Raw genomic sequence first — 17,640 nt, 5'->3', positions numbered from 1 at the left:
GGAGGCCCTGTACCCTTTGGCATCTATCTAAGGCCGCACCCGATTTCTTGGCTTGGAATACAGCTAGCTGCTGATCCTGGGTGGTGTGTGTTCTCCCAACCCCATCTGGTATACCAAGAAGGACATTGACTGACTTTTAAAAGAAAATTATGATGAAAGACTTTTCCGCATACCCAATTCGGCAATGGACAGGATACAAGGCCTAACTCATGTTGGAAAAACAATTACGAATAGGGCTCACGTTTGATGACGTGGTGTTGGTGCCACGCCATTCAAATATCATCCCCTCTGAGGTTGATCCCTCCACACACCTCACTCGAAATATTCGAATCAATATCCCCATTTTAAGCGCCGCCATGGACACCGTAACCGAAGGGCGATTAGCTATTGCGATAGCACGTGAAGGCGGGATTGGAATTATTCACCGTGCACTCTCCCCTGACATGCAAGCATCTGAAGTCGATAAGGTCAAAAAATCAGAAAGTGGGATGATCCTTTCTCCGATTACCATCTCCCCAGATCATACAATTCGCGATGCCCACCATCTCATGTCGACCTATCGCATATCTGGAATCCCTGTGACCAAAGATGGCAAATTGGTTGGAATCTTAACGAATCGGGACCTTCGTTTTGAAAACCGTCTGGATCTCAAAGTTTCCCAGGTTATGACTAAAAATAACCTAGTGACTGCTCCTGAAGGCACCGGATTAGACCAGGCCCAGGCAATTCTTCATGAGCATCGCATTGAAAAACTTCCCGTAGTGAATGATCAATTTGAGCTAAAAGGATTGATCACCATTAAAGACATTCAGAAAAAAATCAAATATCCCTTTGCCTGCAAAGATACGCACGGGCGTCTGCGCGTTGGCGCGGCCGTCGGGGTCGGACCCGATGTAGACGAACGGCTGGAACGGCTCACAAAAGCTGGAATTGACCTCATCGTTGTCGATACCGCTCATGGGCACTCTCAAAGCGTCCTGGACAAAGTCAAAGACATAAAATCCCGCTATCCAACCCTGGAGCTGATAGCAGGAAATGTCGCAACTGCTGCTGCCACGCTGGATCTCATTAAGGCCGGAGCAGATGCGGTTAAAGTTGGAGTCGGGCCAGGCTCAATCTGCACCACCAGAATTGTTTCAGGGGCCGGAGTCCCTCAATTAACCGCCGTGGCCGATTGCGCCACCATCGCCAAGAAACACCAAATACCCTTGATTGCTGATGGAGGTATCAAATATTCGGGAGATCTCACCAAAGCCCTCGCGGCCGGAGCCTCTTGCGTGATGATCGGATCACTCTTTGCAGGAACCGAAGAATCTCCAGGTGAAACCGTGTTGTATCAAGGCCGAACCTACAAAGAATACCGGGGGATGGGATCACTGGGAGCCATGGAACGAGGAGGGAAGGATCGCTACTTTCAAGAAGGTCGCGAATCCTCCAAATTAGTTCCTGAAGGTATTGAAGCCAGGGTTCCCTACAAAGGAAATCTCGCCGTCATGGTCTATCAATTAGTCGGAGGGCTGAAGGCAGGAATGGGGTACTGCGGATGTCGAACAATAGAAGAACTCCAACAGAATGCTCAGTTCCTTCAGCTCACCTCTGCAGGGCTGCGAGAAGCCCACGTTCATGATGTGGTTATTACCAAAGAGGCCCCAAATTATCGGGCTGACTAAGATCTGGTTCTGCCCTACAGTCAGTCAGTTCCCGCGTTGACAAATTAACTCGCAGGCTCATGCACTCGCAACACGATACCATTGTCATTCTGGATTTTGGATCGCAGTATACGCAACTCATCGCACGGCGGATACGCGAATTCCACATTTTCTCTGTCATCCTCCCCTCGCAGGCGACGGTTCAGGATATCCTTGCCTACCACCCCAAAGGGGTTATTTTCTCCGGAGGACCGGCCAGCGTTACTCAGGCCCATGCCCCGAAAATAGACAGCCAAATTTTTGACCTTGCCATACCCATTTTGGGCATCTGCTACGGCATGCAATTACTCGCCCATCAATGTGGCGGAACCGTCAACCCCACACCCCATCGTGAATTCGGTCGAGCCGATCTGACCATTGACGACAACACGAATTTATTTCTTGGCCTTGATCCGTCAACCGCATTTCCTGTCTGGATGTCTCATGGGGATTCCGTTCAACAACTTCCACCAGGATTTCATGCGATCGCCCACACGGCCCATGCCCCGATCGCCGCGATGAGATCCTCCCAAAATACACAACAGCTCTTTGGGATCCAGTTTCATCCTGAAGTCATCCATACCCTTCACGGGACAACGATTCTTCAAAACTTTGCACGTCATATCTGCCGCTGCGAGCCAACTTGGACCATGGGATCATTCATCGAACAAGCCGTGACAGACATCCGGGAGACTGTCGGCAGCGGGAAGGTCATTTGTGCACTCAGCGGGGGAGTGGATTCCACAGTGGCCGCTGTCCTGGCTCACCGGGCAATCGGAGACCAATTGACCTGCATCTTCATTGACAATGGCCTTATGCGAAAGAATGAAGTGGCACAATTACAAACGACTTTTGATTCCGCCTATCATCTGAAGGTTCGCATTGCTGACCATGGAGACACTTTTCTGTCAGCACTGGGACGCACAACAGACCCGGAACGCAAACGAAAAATCATTGGTCGTCAATTCATCAAAGTTTTCGAACAGGAAGCGGTCTCTTTAGGCACGGTCAGATTTCTCGTTCAGGGGACACTGTATCCTGATGTGATCGAAAGTCTGAGCGTGAAAGGGCCATCGGCAACAATCAAAACACATCATAATGTCGGTGGCTTACCGAAACGCATGAAATTCAAACTGATTGAGCCTTTTCGAGAATTGTTCAAAGATGAAGTTCGTCAATTGGGATTGGAATTAGGTCTGCCGGATGACATTGTTTGGCGACAACCCTTTCCCGGTCCGGGCTTAGCAATTCGCATCATTGGTTCCGTGACCGCCCAGCGCCTGGCCATTCTTCGTGAGGCGGATGCCATTGTCCGTGATGAAATCGAACGAGCCGGACTATCAAGGATCATCTGGCAATCGTTCGCTGTCCTACTGCCAATCCAGACTGTGGGCGTCATGGGCGACCAACGGACCTACGAATCGGTGGTCGCCATTCGTGCCGTCACCAGTACGGACGGCATGACTGCGGACTGGGGCGTAATTCCCCCAGAGGTATTGGGCAAAATGTCCAATCGAATTATCAATGAAGTGCAAGGGGTCAACCGTGTGGTGTATGACATTAGCTCAAAACCCCCAGCAACGATCGAATGGGAATAGCTATGGCTCAGGCAGAGAAAACAGTTCGTTTACAAAAAATTATCGCCCGTTCCGGCTTCACCTCCAGACGCAAGGCTGAAGAACTTATCCAACATGGTCTGGTCACCGTCAACGGGGAAACGGTCATGACGCTAGGGACCAAAGTCGATCCTGCGATTGACCACATCAAGGTCGAAGGACGCCACCTGAAGTCCCGCCCTCCCGATATGTTTCTCATGCTCAATAAGCCGTTGGGATATATCTCCACGTTACATGATCCCGCGGGTCGCCCTACGATTAAAGCCTTGGTTCCGAAACCTTCCATCCGGTTATTTCCCGTCGGACGTTTGGACTATGATAGTGAAGGCTTGCTCCTGCTTACCAATAATGGTGATATTGCACAAGCCTGCCTTCACCCCGCACATCATGTCCATAAAACATATCTCGTGAAAATCAAGGGTATCTTAGAAGAACCAGAAATTCAAAACCTTCGACATGGACTGATGTTGGAGGACGGGCCCACAGCTCCCGCAAAAGTAAAAAAAGCTGGAAAAGCGGCAGCCAATTCCTGGGTAGAAATTACCATTCATGAAGGACGTAAGCACCAAGTCAAACGCATGTTTGAGCAAATTGGCCATCCCGTGATCCGGTTAAAACGTGTTCAGTTTGGGCCTTTGAACCTTGGAACCCTTCCTCCAGGTCAGACGCGATACTTGACAGATAAGGAAGCGAATGACCTGCGCCATTTACTCATCGCACCTGAATCGCCACGTCCGGCTATCCGGCAGTCGATTAAGAGAACCGAAAAGTTTCCGGCATTCAGACCTGCAGGGCAGTTACGGCCACGTTCGGCAATCACGAATTCCATGAGAAGTAACAGCACCCCATCTCCTTCGGAATCGACGGGGAAATCTCGGCCATGGCTCTCCACTCGTCAGCCTATTCAGAAAGTTGAAAAAGCCCCTTCATCCAGACCGACGGCCAGACCGACAGCTCCTTCACGGCCACCCTCACCAAACCCGGATTCCATCAGAAGGAAGAGCACGCCAGCGCCCGTGGGAACGACCGGCCAAGGAAAGCGCCACGAATCCAAAGATCAGCCGATCAAAAGAACGGAAAATTTGCCTAAATCGGGACCTGCTGGTCAGTTTTGGCCGCGCCAGGGAAATCCAAAACCCACCAGGCGCAAGAAGACGATTTCGACTTCTGGCACAACAAGCAAGGCACGGCCTCGTCGACCAGGCGTCACATCAAAAAGTCGATTCAAGTTTAAAACTTGAGCTTCAGTATTCTTGTTTTCATGTTCTCCCATCACAAGCTGACAGGTGTTGGAAAGGATCCTACAGTTGAAACGATCACATCATTGCGGTGAACTCTCCTTGGATCACGTGGGCCAAACCGTTACCTTGGCCGGCTGGGTGGCCAGCCGTCGCGACCATGGCGGAGTGAGGTTTATTGATCTTCGCGACCGCTACGGACTCACACAAATCGTGTTTGATTCGGAGCATGAGCCCAAGGTACATCAACTAGCCGATCGTCTGCGCAATGAGTACGTTGTCACCGTCACCGGTGAGGTGACGCTACGACCTGAGGGATCAGCAAACCCCCACATCCCGACCGGTGCCATAGAAATACGAACAACATCACTCATCATTCTCAATGAAGCCAAACCCCTCCCCTTTGCACTTGACGATACCATCACCACCTCAGAAACCCTTCGTTTAAAGCACCGGTACCTGGACCTTCGACGGCCAAGGATGCAAGAACTCCTTCAACTCCGCAGTCAGGTGTCGCATCTCGTACGACAATACCTTCACGCCAATCAATTCATAGAAGTCGAAACGCCGATTTTAACGAAAAGCACGCCAGAAGGCGCACGAGATTATCTCGTACCGAGTCGAGTCAACCCAGGCGAATTTTTTGCCCTTCCCCAATCGCCGCAACTCTTCAAGCAGATTCTCATGATCGGGGGAACGGATCGCTATTATCAACTGGCCCGATGCTTCCGCGATGAAGACCTTCGGCTGGATCGACAACCCGAATTTACGCAAATTGATGTGGAAATGTCGTTCGTGGATCAGGAGGATATCATGAACCTGATCGAACAGATGGTCAGACTGGTCTTTAAAGAGACCAAGAGCATTGATCTCCCCACCCCACTGCCTCGGCTGTCCTTTGAAGAGGCCATGGGACGTTATGGAACGGACAAACCGGATCTTCGCTTTGATCTTCAGCTGCAAGACCTGAGTCAATTTGCCGCGACCTGTGATTTTAAAGTCTTTCGGAGTGCAGTGGAAAACGGGGGGATAGTGAAAGCCCTCATCATTCCTGGGGGAAACGCCTTTACCCGAAACCGGATAGACAATCTGATTGATACGGCAAAAGAATTCGGGGCCAAGGGATTGGCCTGGGTCAAAATTAATGAAGAGGGCAATCTGGATTCCTCAATTGCCAAATTCTTCAAGGCTCAAGCCTTACGTGAGGCCCTTCCATCGGCCCATCCCGGGGACCTGCTAATATTTATCGCGGATATGGCTACTACCGTCCATCAAGTCTTGGGCCGACTTCGCTTACTGCTGGGAGAGGAGCTTCAATTGATTGACCGAAACCGGTGGGAACCTTTGTGGGTCATGGATTTTCCCATGTTTGAATATGACGATGCTGCCAAAAGGTATGTTGCCCTGCACCATCCGTTTACGGCTCCTCACCCAAAGGATATCCCGCTTATGGAAACCGATCCTCTCCAGATTCGAACGCAAGCCTATGACCTGGTTTTGAATGGCTTTGAGTTAGGAGGAGGGAGTATTCGAATTCATGCGCCACAAGTTCAGTCAAAAGTCTTTGACTTACTCAACATCTCCAAAACGGAGGCTCGTGAAAAATTTGGATTTCTCCTAGATGCCTTGGAATCAGGGGCACCGCCGCATGGAGGCATCGCACTGGGACTTGATCGATTAGTGATGTTACTCGGCAAGACGGAATCAATTCGGGAAGTGATCCCGTTTCCAAAAACACAGAAGGCTCAATGCCTCATGACCGAAGCGCCATCCACAGTCACACCAGAACAACTCCAGGAACTCGCTATTCGCACAACGGCTAAAAAGGCTGATAGCCCGCTTTAAGCGTTCAGCACATCCAGTATAATGGAATGCAAACCCGTCGCGCCAGCCGGTTGGGGTCTGGTAATTTCCGAAGTTTGGATCCTTCCTTTTGTATCAATAGCCCTGACAAATACCATGTGTTTACCAGGCTTTGGGGGACTCCAATCATAATTCCAGATCACCCACGTTAAAGGAGACAGGGGTGGTTCAATTTCGGCAGACACCCAGGTTTTCTCCTGATCAAAACTCAGTTGAACCTCACTAATGCTCTCAGGTCCCCCGTAGGCAATCCCCCGCAAGCGTTGTCGAAGCCCTTGTAAAGACTGATAATGCCCCGGGCTATCAATGCGGGAAAATACATGAATGGTCCCGTCATCCGTCCAACCTTTTTGCTGCCAGTAGCCCAGGTAATCCCCGTTATAGACTTCGATTTCCGTAATCCACTTCACATTTTTAATCCCGTAGAGACCTGGAACAATCAGGCGAACGGGAAAGCCGTGATCCTTAGGAAGTTTCTCCCCATTCATCAGATAGGCCAACATGACATCATCTTCCATGGCCCTGGCAAATGGAATACTGTCGGAATACCCGTCCGCCGCTCGAAAAATCACATCACGGGCGGTGTCTTCATCAACTCCGATATCTTGCAAAAGTTTTTTGAGGGAAATCCCTCGCCACATGGCGGTCCCCAAGCTACTCCCCCCTGGAAGCGTATCAATGCACATCAGGGTCACAGCCTGATCAAAGGATTCCCGGTTGAGCAGATCACGCCATTTCATGACCACAGGGCGTTCCACCTCCCCTTTGACCACCATTTTCCATTGCTCCACATCCAGGTCACGCGTAAAGTTGTAGGAAGCATCCATGAAATTCACGGTATAAAATTTGTCGTTCGAGGTAAAATACGTGGTCTCCCGTGGAGGAACGGCAAACATCGAACCCATATCGCATCCAGGAAGTCCTAGGCCGAGGGAAGCCAGTCCCCCAAGCTTGAAGAGAGCCCGACGAGTCAGAGGAAAAGAAAAGGGAGAATCGTTTGAAAAGGGCATAGACATTACCCTATTATCTTATACTCTTGCAGCCTTGGACAAGATGTCCCGTTCATTCGATTACACAAATTCACAAGTATAGAGGGATAAATCGCATGCGGATATTCATAACCGGAGGCGCCGGATTTCTAGGAAGCCATTTATGTGAAACGCTGATTCTTCAAGGACATACAGTCATTTGCCTGGACAATCTCCTTACCGGACGTACAGAGAATATCGGTGCACTCATGGGCCATCCGAAGTTCTCATTTATTCACTACAATGTCTGCGATTACCTTCATGTCGACGGACCAGTCGATGCTGTCATGCATTTTGCATCACCGGCGAGTCCACAGGACTATCTGGAATTTCCCATCGCCACAATGAAAGTCGGCGCGTTAGGCACGCACAAAGCCCTGGGCTTAGCCAAGGCGAAACAGGCGCGATTTCTCCTAGCCAGTACTTCAGAAGTGTATGGGGATCCACTGGTCAACCCACAGCCTGAAACCTATTGGGGAAACGTCAATCCCATTAGTCCGCGTGGCGTCTATGACGAAGCCAAACGATTTGCGGAGGCATTAACCACGGCCTATCACCGGTTTCATGGTCTCGATACCCGAATCGTCAGAATTTTCAATACCTATGGTCCACGGATGCGCCCAAAGGATGGGCGGGTGGTTTCCAATTTTATCGTACAAGCGTTACAAGGCCATCCATTAACTGTATATGGCAATGGGTCTCAGACCCGTAGCTTTTGTTACGTCGATGATCTGGTCACGGGAATTATTGCTCTCCTCCACGCCCCGGCAGACGAACTTCGTAAGAATCAAGAATTTCAGGACTCAGTACGTTTCGGATTAACTCAAGCTAACCTCGGATCTATCCATGACCCAGTTAACATCGGCAATCCCCAAGAGCTCACTGTTATGGATATTGCAGAAACAGTGATCAAACTCACCAACTCATCGAGCACGATTACGCAACACCCTCTTCCAATCGACGACCCTAAAGTGCGCCGACCCAATATTGAGAAGGCAAAAACCCTTCTCAAATGGGAACCTCAGATTACACTGAAACAAGGCCTTGAAAAAGCCATCGCCTATTTCCGTTTTCATTTCGACCTTGCCAAGTGAATCACGGATCATGAGGTTGATCGATTTCGCGAAATCTGTTCCCCCTTACATGTCCTCTCCTGATCCTGTTCGGACACATCAACGGGGACTCAACAAGTCCACATATCGCCAAAGCTCCGAACGCAACTAATCTGGGAGAAGTGGACAGAGACACCTTCCCACCATAAAATAAAAACATGCAGAACATTCGTCATGACCACATACTTGAAGGCATTTTAGTCACGCTTCGCGGCTCCCTAGCAGCTTGTCCAGAAGTGGCCGGATCAGAAGTCATGACTTCAACTCTTATCGCAAACTTTCTGCATTCCTATGCACCGGACAAATTATTGACCCATCTCGGTGGCTATGGGATCGCAGCGGTGTATGAAGGACAACATCCTGGGCCAACGGTGATGATACGGTGTGAACTGGATGGCCTTCCTGTAGAAGAAGCAGACAAAAATCAATGGCTCGTTCCCGGAGCCAACATCGCCCACCGCTGCGGGCATGACGGACATATGGCCATCGTAGCGGGCCTGGCACCACTGCTTCATCGCACGTCGCCAAGCTGTGGCCGAGTGGTGCTATTGTTCCAGCCCGCAGAGGAAACAGGGGCAGGCGCACGGGCGATTATCGATGATCCAAATTTTGAGAAGATCCGGCCGGACTACGCCATAACTCTGCATAATCTACCAGGCTTTCCCAGGGGACATATCATCTATCGACGGGGGACATTTGCCAGTGCATCTGTCGGAATGAGAGTTCGTCTCCTTGGGCAAGCGTCCCACGCGGCCGAGCCTGAACAAGCTCGGTCTCCTGCCAATGCGGTAGGACAGCTACTAGCTGAGCTTCCCAGATTGAGCAGAATCACGGACAATCCCTATTGTATGCTCACGCTGACCCATGCCCAGCTGGGGCTTATGTCGTTTGGGCTTACACCGGGAGAAGCGACCGTGTGTGCCACGCTGCGTGCAGCTTCCGCGGCAAGCCTTCGAACCTTGCAACGCGAAGCTGAACAGTGTGTTCGCGATTGTGCCGCAGCGGAACGACTCTTTGCAGAAGTCGAGTGGGTGCAGGATTTTCCGGCGACTGTGAACGATGATGCCTTGGTGGATACCTTGGAGCGCGTATGTCTGGATACGGGAATTGTGGCCATTGAAATTCCCAAACCTTTCCGCTGGTCAGAGGACTTTGGGCATTTTGCCGATATTTGCCCCATCCTTCATTTCGGACTCGGCATTGGTGAGCATGCACCAGGCCTCCATCAGCCGGATTATGAGTTCTGCGACGATACGATCCTGGTTGCCGTGAGTGGCTTTTATGAAATGGTCAAATCGCTGTTGATTGGATATGGAAATCGAGAAGAGAATACCGCGACCGGTACCTGACCAAGTTCGAGACGATCGCCGAAATTACTGGCACAAAACCGATAATTCCAGAGACAACTCTATTCAATACCAAAATCCGGTGGAGGGATCCCCGAGCCGTTTAAGGGTTCGCCTGGAACCCCTTTCCCATTCTTTTGTCACTCCGCCATCCATTTAAGAAACCAGTCCGAAGTGAGGACTGAAGCAATAGACCTTTACCAGATGGATGAGCCGACTATACTGTCCCCCCTTGAAAGTGAGACCACCTTTAAGACCTAACCCAGATCTTAAAGATGGATGGATCCGATGGCACAACGAGGAGCGACCCCATCAAGGGTTGCAATCCCTGAATCATTATCAATATTAGGGGAAACAAGGCTCATTGGTGGCTTGATTTCGGGGGAGCACTACACGACAGCAAAAAGGGGGGAAGCTTGCACGACCATTTCCATTCACCTTCTTAATGTATCTTGCTAATTAGACGGTTCTTCAAGAAAAAAGCGACAAGGCAATCCTCATCGAATCTTCAGGGACTTGGGGGGTGTTGGAGGGGTTGGTGGGGTAGGTAAAATGGTCTCGACCATACCTGTCGATGGGCGAGGAGGTCCTATATCAAATTTTTTTGTTAATGCTGGCGAATCAGTACTTTTCAAGGTTTGAGCAAGACAGATTTGCAGTTGCGCGATTGCTTGTATAGTAAGGGTGGTAGGATCGTCGGCATAATCCGTGGCCAACTTTCGACAAATGGCCCCTTCCACGGCTTCTTTGACTTCGAACAGATCGGCCAAGGCCGGTCCCGTGAAGACCATCAACCCAAATATAAATCCAAAAAACACCGCCCCTGTTCTCATGCGTTATATTCCGGATCAAAGGTGATGAAAAATGTCCATCCCCTACCGTTTTTTTCAACTTAATCCAAGAATGATTCCAACATACAGGGCTCTTATTTCCATCCGCCGCCTAATGCCTTGTAGATTTTCACTGCCGCGATACGAAGTTGCTTGGCAAAATTAATTAATTCGAGATTGGATTGCAGGGCATTCCGTTGTGCAATGAGAACCTCAAGATAGCTTGCCCTGCCATATCTATAGAGTAAGTGTGATGTTTCAACAGATTGTTGCAATACTTCGTTTTGTTGCTTTTTCAGAGTATTGATTTTTCGCAAGTTATGAATATTAGAAAGTTCATTGGCCACTTCAACATAGGCGTTCAAAATTGTTTTCTGATACTGATACATGGCAGTCAACTGATTGGCTTCGGCATTATTGAACTGTGCGTGTAACGCGTTTCTATTAATAAGTGGGGCGACCAACGTGCCTACCGCGGTATAGGCAATTGAGGAAGGCGCCACAAATAAAAAATCGGGATTGAATGCCTGAAACCCAAAACTTGCTGTGATATTAAAGCTTGGGAAAAAAGAGGCCTTGGCTACTTTCAAATCGAACTTACTGGCCTTGATCTGAAATTCGGCTTCACGGACATCCGGGCGGTTTGCCAATAATTGTGAAGGAACACCCGATGAAATCTCATGTAGAATTTCTGTGAAATATTGGCCTTTGGTCCGTTCAATGGGCTGTGGAAAGCGCCCTAACAGAAAGTTAATATGATTTTCAGTGACAACAATTTGTTGAAGGACCTCTTTTTCCAAAATACTGGTATTGAGCACTTGAGCCTTGAATAGCTCCACGGCTAATTCAGTTGCCCTGCCGGCTTCCTTCTGCAGTTCAACCACCTCCAACGATTCGTACTGTGTGTGAAGGGTTTGCCTGATGATATCCAACTCATTATCCAAAGCCCGCAATTCGTTGTAATAAATTGCTACATCGGCAACAAGATTTGACACGACAAAGCTCGTCCCTTCGATACTGGCCAGGAATTTCGAAATGGCTGAACTGCGCTGATTTTGCAACTTGCCCCAAATATCAACTTCCCATGATGACTGTAAGCCCACAAAAAGATCCGGTAAATTAGCGGGAATGGTTTGACCGGATTTAAAGTCGGTCGTCGCGTTCCCTGCCCCATCCATGGTGTAGTCTCCGTATCGGCGAATAGCGGTTCCTACACCCAAACCCATCGTCGGCATCAGGGCACCGGTTGCTGCTCTGACACTTGAACGCGAATTTTCAATTCGCTGCAACGCCATTTGCAAATCAAGGTTATTCTCTATGGCGGTATCAATTAATTTATGGAGGAGCGGATCGACAAAGTAATCTCTCCACTGGATGTCAGCAATATTCGTGGTATCTGTTTTGTCCTTAAAGGTTGTTGGTATTTCGTTTTCCGGAATGGCCAAGTCGGTTTTCAGGCCTGTGCAACCACTGAACGTGACGACAATAACAAAAACAACAAGGTTAGAATACAGTTTATTGTTCATGGGATATGAGCGAAGGGCTGCTAACGTTCGTTGAAATTTGATGGGGCTCCCTGACGATTTCGAGACTATTGGAGTTTTGCCAACCTGCGTGCAAGTTTAAACCGAGACTTGAAACTCAAACGGGAAGCTTTCCCTGTTTTTGATCTTTCCTCACGTTTTTGAGTCTCACCCATGGTTGCAAATACCACATATAAACCCGGGATAAGAATCACGCCGAAAATTGTCCCGAAGAACATACCTCCCGCCGCCGCCGAGCCAATGGTATTATTTCCAATCTCACCTGCACCCGAGGCAAACATGAGGGGAAGGAGACCGGCAATAAATGCAAACGATGTCATCAATATAGGGCGCAAACGAAGCGCCGCCCCTTCAATCGCCGCTTCATACGGTGTTTTACCTATTCTACGCTGCAATAATGCGAATTCGATGATCAAAATGGCATTTTTGCCGAGAATGCCAATTAACATAACCATCGCGATTTGAGCATAGATATTATTTTCCAAGCCCATAATCAACAGAAAAAATAAGGCACCAAATATCCCAATTGGTAGAGAAAGAATTACCGCCATGGGCAGCAGAAAACTCTCATATTGTGCGGCCAGGAGGAGGTACACGAATAATAAGCAAATCAGAAAAATATAAATGGCCTGATTTCCCATGTTAGCCTGATCTCGGGATGACCCTGCCCAATCGTACCCAAACCCTTTCGGCAATTTACTGGCAGCCACCTCTTTGATGGCCGTAATAACCTGCCCGCTGCTGTACCCTTTGGCAGGCTGCCCATTGATCATGGCTGAGGGGTACATATTGTAACGGGTCACCTGCTCAGGACCATAAATTTTTTCAATGCGAAGAAAAGAGGAAAAGTGAACCATTTCCCCTTCGTCATTTTTGATATATAACTTCATCAGGTCGTCAGGTTCCGCACGAAATTCGGGAAGCGCCTGGACCATGACTTTATACATCTGGCCGAAGCGGGTGAAGTTGGTCGCATACACACTGCCAATCAGTGCTTGAAGGGTATTCATCGCATTCTCAGCAGTGACTCCCTTCTGACCGGCCTTATCGCCATCAATATGGAGCATAAACTGAGGAAAGCGTGCATTGAATGTGGTAAAGGCATTAGCGATTTCCGGCCGCTTATTGAGGTCATCGACAAAGTCATCCGCCGTTTTTTGCAATTCCTCAAGGGTGCCCGAACCGGTTTTGTCTAACAACCGCATTTCAAAACCGCTGGAATTCCCATAACCCGGCACAGGGGGAGGGGTAAAAAATTCAATGCTGGCATCTTTAATATGTTGGGTTTTTTCTTCAAGAACCCTGATAATTTCATTATCAGAAGCCATTCGTTCATTCCAATTTTTCAAACTGATCAGATTCATTCCATAGACGGCACCCGTTCCTTCAGACAGGATGCTGAACCCGGCCAGACTTGAGACGGAAGTAACAGTCTCTAATCCTGATGCAATACGTTGCACCTCATCGACAACTTTTTCCGTACGTTCAAGAGTCGCACCTGTTGGAGCAGTGACATTGGCATAGATCGTCCCTTGGTCCTCATTCGGAATAAAACCCGAAGGAACAAACGCCCCGATCAAACCGGTGCTCACGGAAAAACCAAGCAGGATCCCAAAAGTGATCATCCTTCTGTTCGCTATCGCGCTAATAAGTTTTTTATAATTACTAGAAAGTTTGTCATACCAACGATTGAATCCATCAAATAATTTCTGAAGCCGCGATTGTTGAGGATGTTGGCTGTTGTGGGTATTTTTAAGAAACACGGCACAAAGGGCGGGGGTCAGAGTGAGGGCCGTTACCCCTGAAAGAACGATAGAACAGGCCATAGTCAAAGAAAACTGCCTGTAAAAAATTCCCGTTGGGCCATCCATAAAGGCCACGGGCAAAAACACCGCCGACATGACCAGGGTAATGGCCACAATGGCTCCGCTAATTTCATGCATGGCTTGTTCCGTGGCTAGTTGGGCTCCAATTCCTGAATCCTCCATTTTGGCATGAACGGCTTCAATCACCACGATCGCATTATCGACAACAATCCCGATGGCAAGAACCAACGCAAATAGCGTGATGAGATTCAGGGAAAAACCCATCATATGCATGAAAAAAAATGTACCGACCAGCGAAACAGGTACGGCCAGAATGGGAATGATGGTGAGCCGTACATTCTGCAAAAAGATAAAGACCACCAGAGATACCAGAAGAAATGCCTCAAGCAGGGTTGTCAGAACTTGGTCAATGGACGCATCCAAAAACTCAGAAACATCATAACTGAGGCTGAAATCCATCCCTGGAGGAAATGACGCCGATTTAATTTCCTCCATTTTCTCCTTGATCCTATTGATCACCTCCTGGGCATTGCTGCCCGGGCGCTGTTTTAACACAATAGCCGCAGAAGCTTGCCCGTTCTCCTTAGAAAGAACTCCATAATCCTGGGAATCGAAATCAATCTCCGCCACATCTTTGAGTCGTACAATTTCCCCATCATCCGTACTGCTTAACACAAGTTCTTCATAGGCTTCTTGTGTATTGTGTTTGCCGGTATATTTCAACACATACTGAAGGGCCTGGGCGTTCTTATCCTTACCTGAGCTTTCACCAATTTTACCCGGCGCGGCCTCTATATTCTGAGCTTTTATTTTTTCGATGACCTCAAGAGCTGAAATGTTGTACATAACCAATTTATTGGGCTTCAGCCACACACGCATGGCATATTCCCTTGACCCCATAATCTCCGCAAAACCTACACCATCTATTCTTTTCAGCTCTTTCAGGATATTAATATCGGTGAAATTGTAGAGAAATTTTTCGTCTATCGTCGGATCCAGACTGAGTATGTTGATATACAACAACATACTGTTTTGTACCTTCTCGACGATCACTCCGGATTTAATCGCCTCTGGGGGCAACTCGTCCAACGCGGAAGCCACTCTGTTCTGAACATTCACAGCGGCGATTTCCGGGTCGGTCCCGGCCTTAAAAATAATCTGGATAATGCTCTTCCCATCATTGCCGGAAACGGACGACATGTAAGCCATGCCAGCGACACCATTCACGGCTCGTTCGAGTGGCGTCACAACCGCCTTGACCACAGCTTCGGCATTCGCACCAATAAAGTTTGTTGTCACAGTGACTTCGGGAGGAGTAATCTCGGGAAACTGGGTAACAGGAAGCTGGGTAAAGGACAACAAGCCCAGCAATGTGATGAACAGAGATATAACAATGGATAGAACGGGACGATGAATAAATATGGCCGTCATAGGGATCTCATGTACCTCAATCTTGACTGATTCACGGCATGGCCTTGGCCATCTCAACATGAACAGGATGCACCTTGTCCCCATTCATCACATTCTCTACCCCCTCGAACAGAATTTGTTCGTCCTTTGATAATCCGGACTCCACCACGTAAAAATTTGGCAATCGCATTTTATAGACAATATTCCTTTGCTCTAACACACTTTCTTGATTCACCACGTACACATACATTTGATCTTGAATTTCAAATGTTGATTTTTGAGGGATGAGCAAGGCATTTTTCAGGATTTTATTGACAATGACTTTCCCATTGGCCCCTTGCTTTAACAGTCCATCAGGGTTGGGGAATCTGGCCCTAAACGCAATATTCCCCGTCGAACTGTCAAATTCACTTTCAATCATTTCTATGGTCCCTTCATACCCATACAGGGCATGGTTGGCGAGTTCAAAGTTCACCACATTGGTCCCTCGTTCGCCAGAGGCAATGTAATTAAGGTAATCGACTTCCGAAAGATTGAAATAGGCGAAGACCTCCCGATTATCAGAAAGAGAGGTCAAGATGTCTCCTTCGGCTATCAAGCTTCCCACCTTGTTTGGAATACGGTTAATAAAGCCGTCATAGGGGGCTCGTATCTTTGAAAATGAAAGATTTAAGGCTTGCTGCTCTTTGTTTGCCATCGCTTCTTCCACGTCGGCTTTCAAGGCATCAACCTTTGCTTGAATGACATCCAGCTCCGTTTTGGACACAATGGTTTTTTCTACCAGCACTCTCACGTTTGCCATTTCAACTTGCGCAACCTTTAAATCTGCCAGTGCACTTCTATACGCCGCATTCGCTTTTTGCAATTCTTTTTCAAAAACGTTATAGATCAGAGAAAACAGCAACTGCCCTTTTTTGACCGGCTGCCCTTCATCCACATAAATTTTTTCAATATACCCTTTAATTCTGCTTCGTATCTCCACATAATTGACCGATTGAATTTGGGCGACATATTTGCTGCTATACTCCGCGTCTTCTACGACTGGATAAATCACCTTATGAGTATCAATAATTTCAGTTTCTTTTTTATAGGTGCAGGCTACCGTGAGTAAACAGACTGAAATAAATAGTACTGGGCTAATTTTCATTTTGAGTACTTTTTCCAAGTGAAATTTTGAACAATGGATCGAAGTGTGCTCACATTTTTCAGTCGATTACAGATGATGACTTTCCATCCAGAGATACTCTTCAGCGTCAAAAAAAATCGTGGTACACACCAAATACCACCTTTGATAGGAAGGAACAGAACCCAATCCTGTTAAGTTAAATAAGTGGAAGAGGTCGGTTATCCCATAACTTAAAGAATACAGGCGTTGATATATTTTGGGTACAGATATGGAGAGCTCAGCAAGAAAAAAATCAATTCCTCAAATTAAAACCATGTCGATTTGAGTACAGGGAGGCATATCCATTCCTAACTACCGGAGTCCCCAAGAACGCAATAGCGCTCAATGCTAGGAATTTATTCCGCACCGGGACCTGCCTTCCTGAACGTGAGTCCAAAAAAGTTTCTGCAATGACAGACAACGGGTTATCTCTGAAATAAAAGAAAGCCCGCTTGATGACAAAACGTAGGCGTCATAGAATTCATCCGGATTGACAGTTACCAAATTCTCTCTGGAAATTCTGTCCTCCCAGCCCTAGTCACAGAATAGACCTATAAGTCTATTCGGTCCATAAAAACAAAGTCCTCAGTTATCTTCGTTTAAGTTTCGAATTTCTGAAAGCCTGGGAGAGCACAAACACCCTGCCTCATCCATTGTTATCTAAAATTATGCCTTCCCAGGCCTTTCCTAGGCAATACAGTACAAAAAGAAGGAATTCATCCCCGCCTAATAGATCGCAAATCATGAAGCAAAGGTCTAATCGGCGGGTTACTTGAAATTTCCAATAAAGCGACTGAAATTTTGGGACGTCTTTTCAACAACAAATCTTTGTGCCGGAATGCCACGATATAACACGGGTATCCGCCACGAAACCACGAAAAGATGAGACTCTAGAGATATTAGGTTGTCACTTGGAGTTACAATTCTGGAAATTCAGGTAGTCTAGAGCTGATTTCGTTTGAAAAAAGTTTTGA

Annotated in this window: 11 protein-coding genes; 6 read left to right on the top strand and 5 right to left on the bottom strand. The window is 47.9% G+C overall.

The window, feature by feature from the left end; translation table 11 throughout:
- The first annotated feature begins 209 nt into the window (after positions 1–209).
- The 4 genes from guaB to aspS all read left to right on the top strand — a co-directional run bounded on the left by guaB (position 210) and on the right by aspS (position 6,387).
- Positions 210–1,670: an IMP dehydrogenase gene (gene guaB / locus AAH187_RS02170; RefSeq protein WP_342346786.1), complete on the top strand. Its 1,461-nt coding sequence runs from the start codon at positions 210–212 to the stop codon at positions 1,668–1,670.
- 59 nt (positions 1,671–1,729) lie between these two features.
- Positions 1,730–3,286, top strand: coding sequence for a glutamine-hydrolyzing GMP synthase (guaA, locus tag AAH187_RS02165; RefSeq protein WP_342346785.1), 1,557 nt, complete (start codon positions 1,730–1,732; stop codon positions 3,284–3,286).
- 2 nt (positions 3,287–3,288) lie between these two features.
- Entirely contained in the window at positions 3,289–4,545 is a 1,257-nt protein-coding gene (locus AAH187_RS02160) for a pseudouridine synthase (protein ID WP_342346784.1), read from the top strand.
- A gap of 66 nt (positions 4,546–4,611) precedes the next feature.
- Positions 4,612–6,387 carry an aspartate--tRNA ligase gene (gene aspS, locus AAH187_RS02155; protein WP_342346783.1) on the top strand — a complete coding sequence of 592 codons (1,776 nt, stop codon included), beginning with the start codon at positions 4,612–4,614 and terminating at the stop codon, positions 6,385–6,387.
- On the opposite strand, the gene AAH187_RS02150 is transcribed toward aspS, so the two are convergent.
- Complete coding sequence (locus AAH187_RS02150) at positions 6,384–7,415, bottom strand: molybdopterin-dependent oxidoreductase (RefSeq protein WP_342346782.1); 1,032 nt, start codon at positions 7,413–7,415, stop codon at positions 6,384–6,386. The genes aspS and AAH187_RS02150 overlap by 4 nt on opposite strands.
- Before the next feature lie 95 nt (positions 7,416–7,510).
- Between AAH187_RS02150 and AAH187_RS02145 the strand changes: the two genes are divergently transcribed.
- Both AAH187_RS02145 and AAH187_RS02140 read left to right on the top strand, forming a co-directional pair.
- Positions 7,511–8,527: a UDP-glucuronic acid decarboxylase family protein gene (locus AAH187_RS02145; protein ID WP_342346781.1), complete on the top strand. Its 1,017-nt coding sequence runs from the start codon at positions 7,511–7,513 to the stop codon at positions 8,525–8,527.
- A gap of 176 nt (positions 8,528–8,703) precedes the next feature.
- Entirely contained in the window at positions 8,704–9,894 is a 1,191-nt protein-coding gene (locus tag AAH187_RS02140; RefSeq protein ID WP_342346780.1) for an amidohydrolase, read from the top strand.
- Positions 9,895–10,388: 494 nt separating this feature from the next.
- Here the strand turns inward: AAH187_RS02140 and AAH187_RS02135 are convergent, their stop codons facing one another.
- The 4 genes from AAH187_RS02135 to AAH187_RS02120 form a co-directional block, all read right to left on the bottom strand.
- Complete coding sequence (locus tag AAH187_RS02135; protein WP_342346779.1) at positions 10,389–10,724, bottom strand: hypothetical protein; 336 nt, start codon at positions 10,722–10,724, stop codon at positions 10,389–10,391.
- A gap of 92 nt (positions 10,725–10,816) precedes the next feature.
- Positions 10,817–12,247, bottom strand: coding sequence for a TolC family protein (locus tag AAH187_RS02130; RefSeq protein ID WP_342346778.1), 1,431 nt, complete (start codon positions 12,245–12,247; stop codon positions 10,817–10,819).
- 65 nt (positions 12,248–12,312) lie between these two features.
- Complete coding sequence (locus AAH187_RS02125) at positions 12,313–15,522, bottom strand: efflux RND transporter permease subunit (RefSeq protein WP_342346777.1); 3,210 nt, start codon at positions 15,520–15,522, stop codon at positions 12,313–12,315.
- A 31-nt stretch (positions 15,523–15,553) separates the two neighbouring features.
- Positions 15,554–16,648 (bottom strand): efflux RND transporter periplasmic adaptor subunit, encoded by a 1,095-nt coding sequence (locus tag AAH187_RS02120; RefSeq protein ID WP_342346776.1) that lies wholly within the window; start codon positions 16,646–16,648, stop codon positions 15,554–15,556.
- Positions 16,649–17,640: the final 992 nt, after the last annotated feature.

The sequence above is a fragment of the uncultured Nitrospira sp. genome, assembly GCA_902500695.1.
Taxonomy (GTDB): domain Bacteria; phylum Nitrospirota; class Nitrospiria; order Nitrospirales; family UBA8639; genus Nitrospira_E.
Note: the sequence above shows the minus strand (reverse complement) of the source record. Positions and strands in the feature narration are given on the sequence as shown.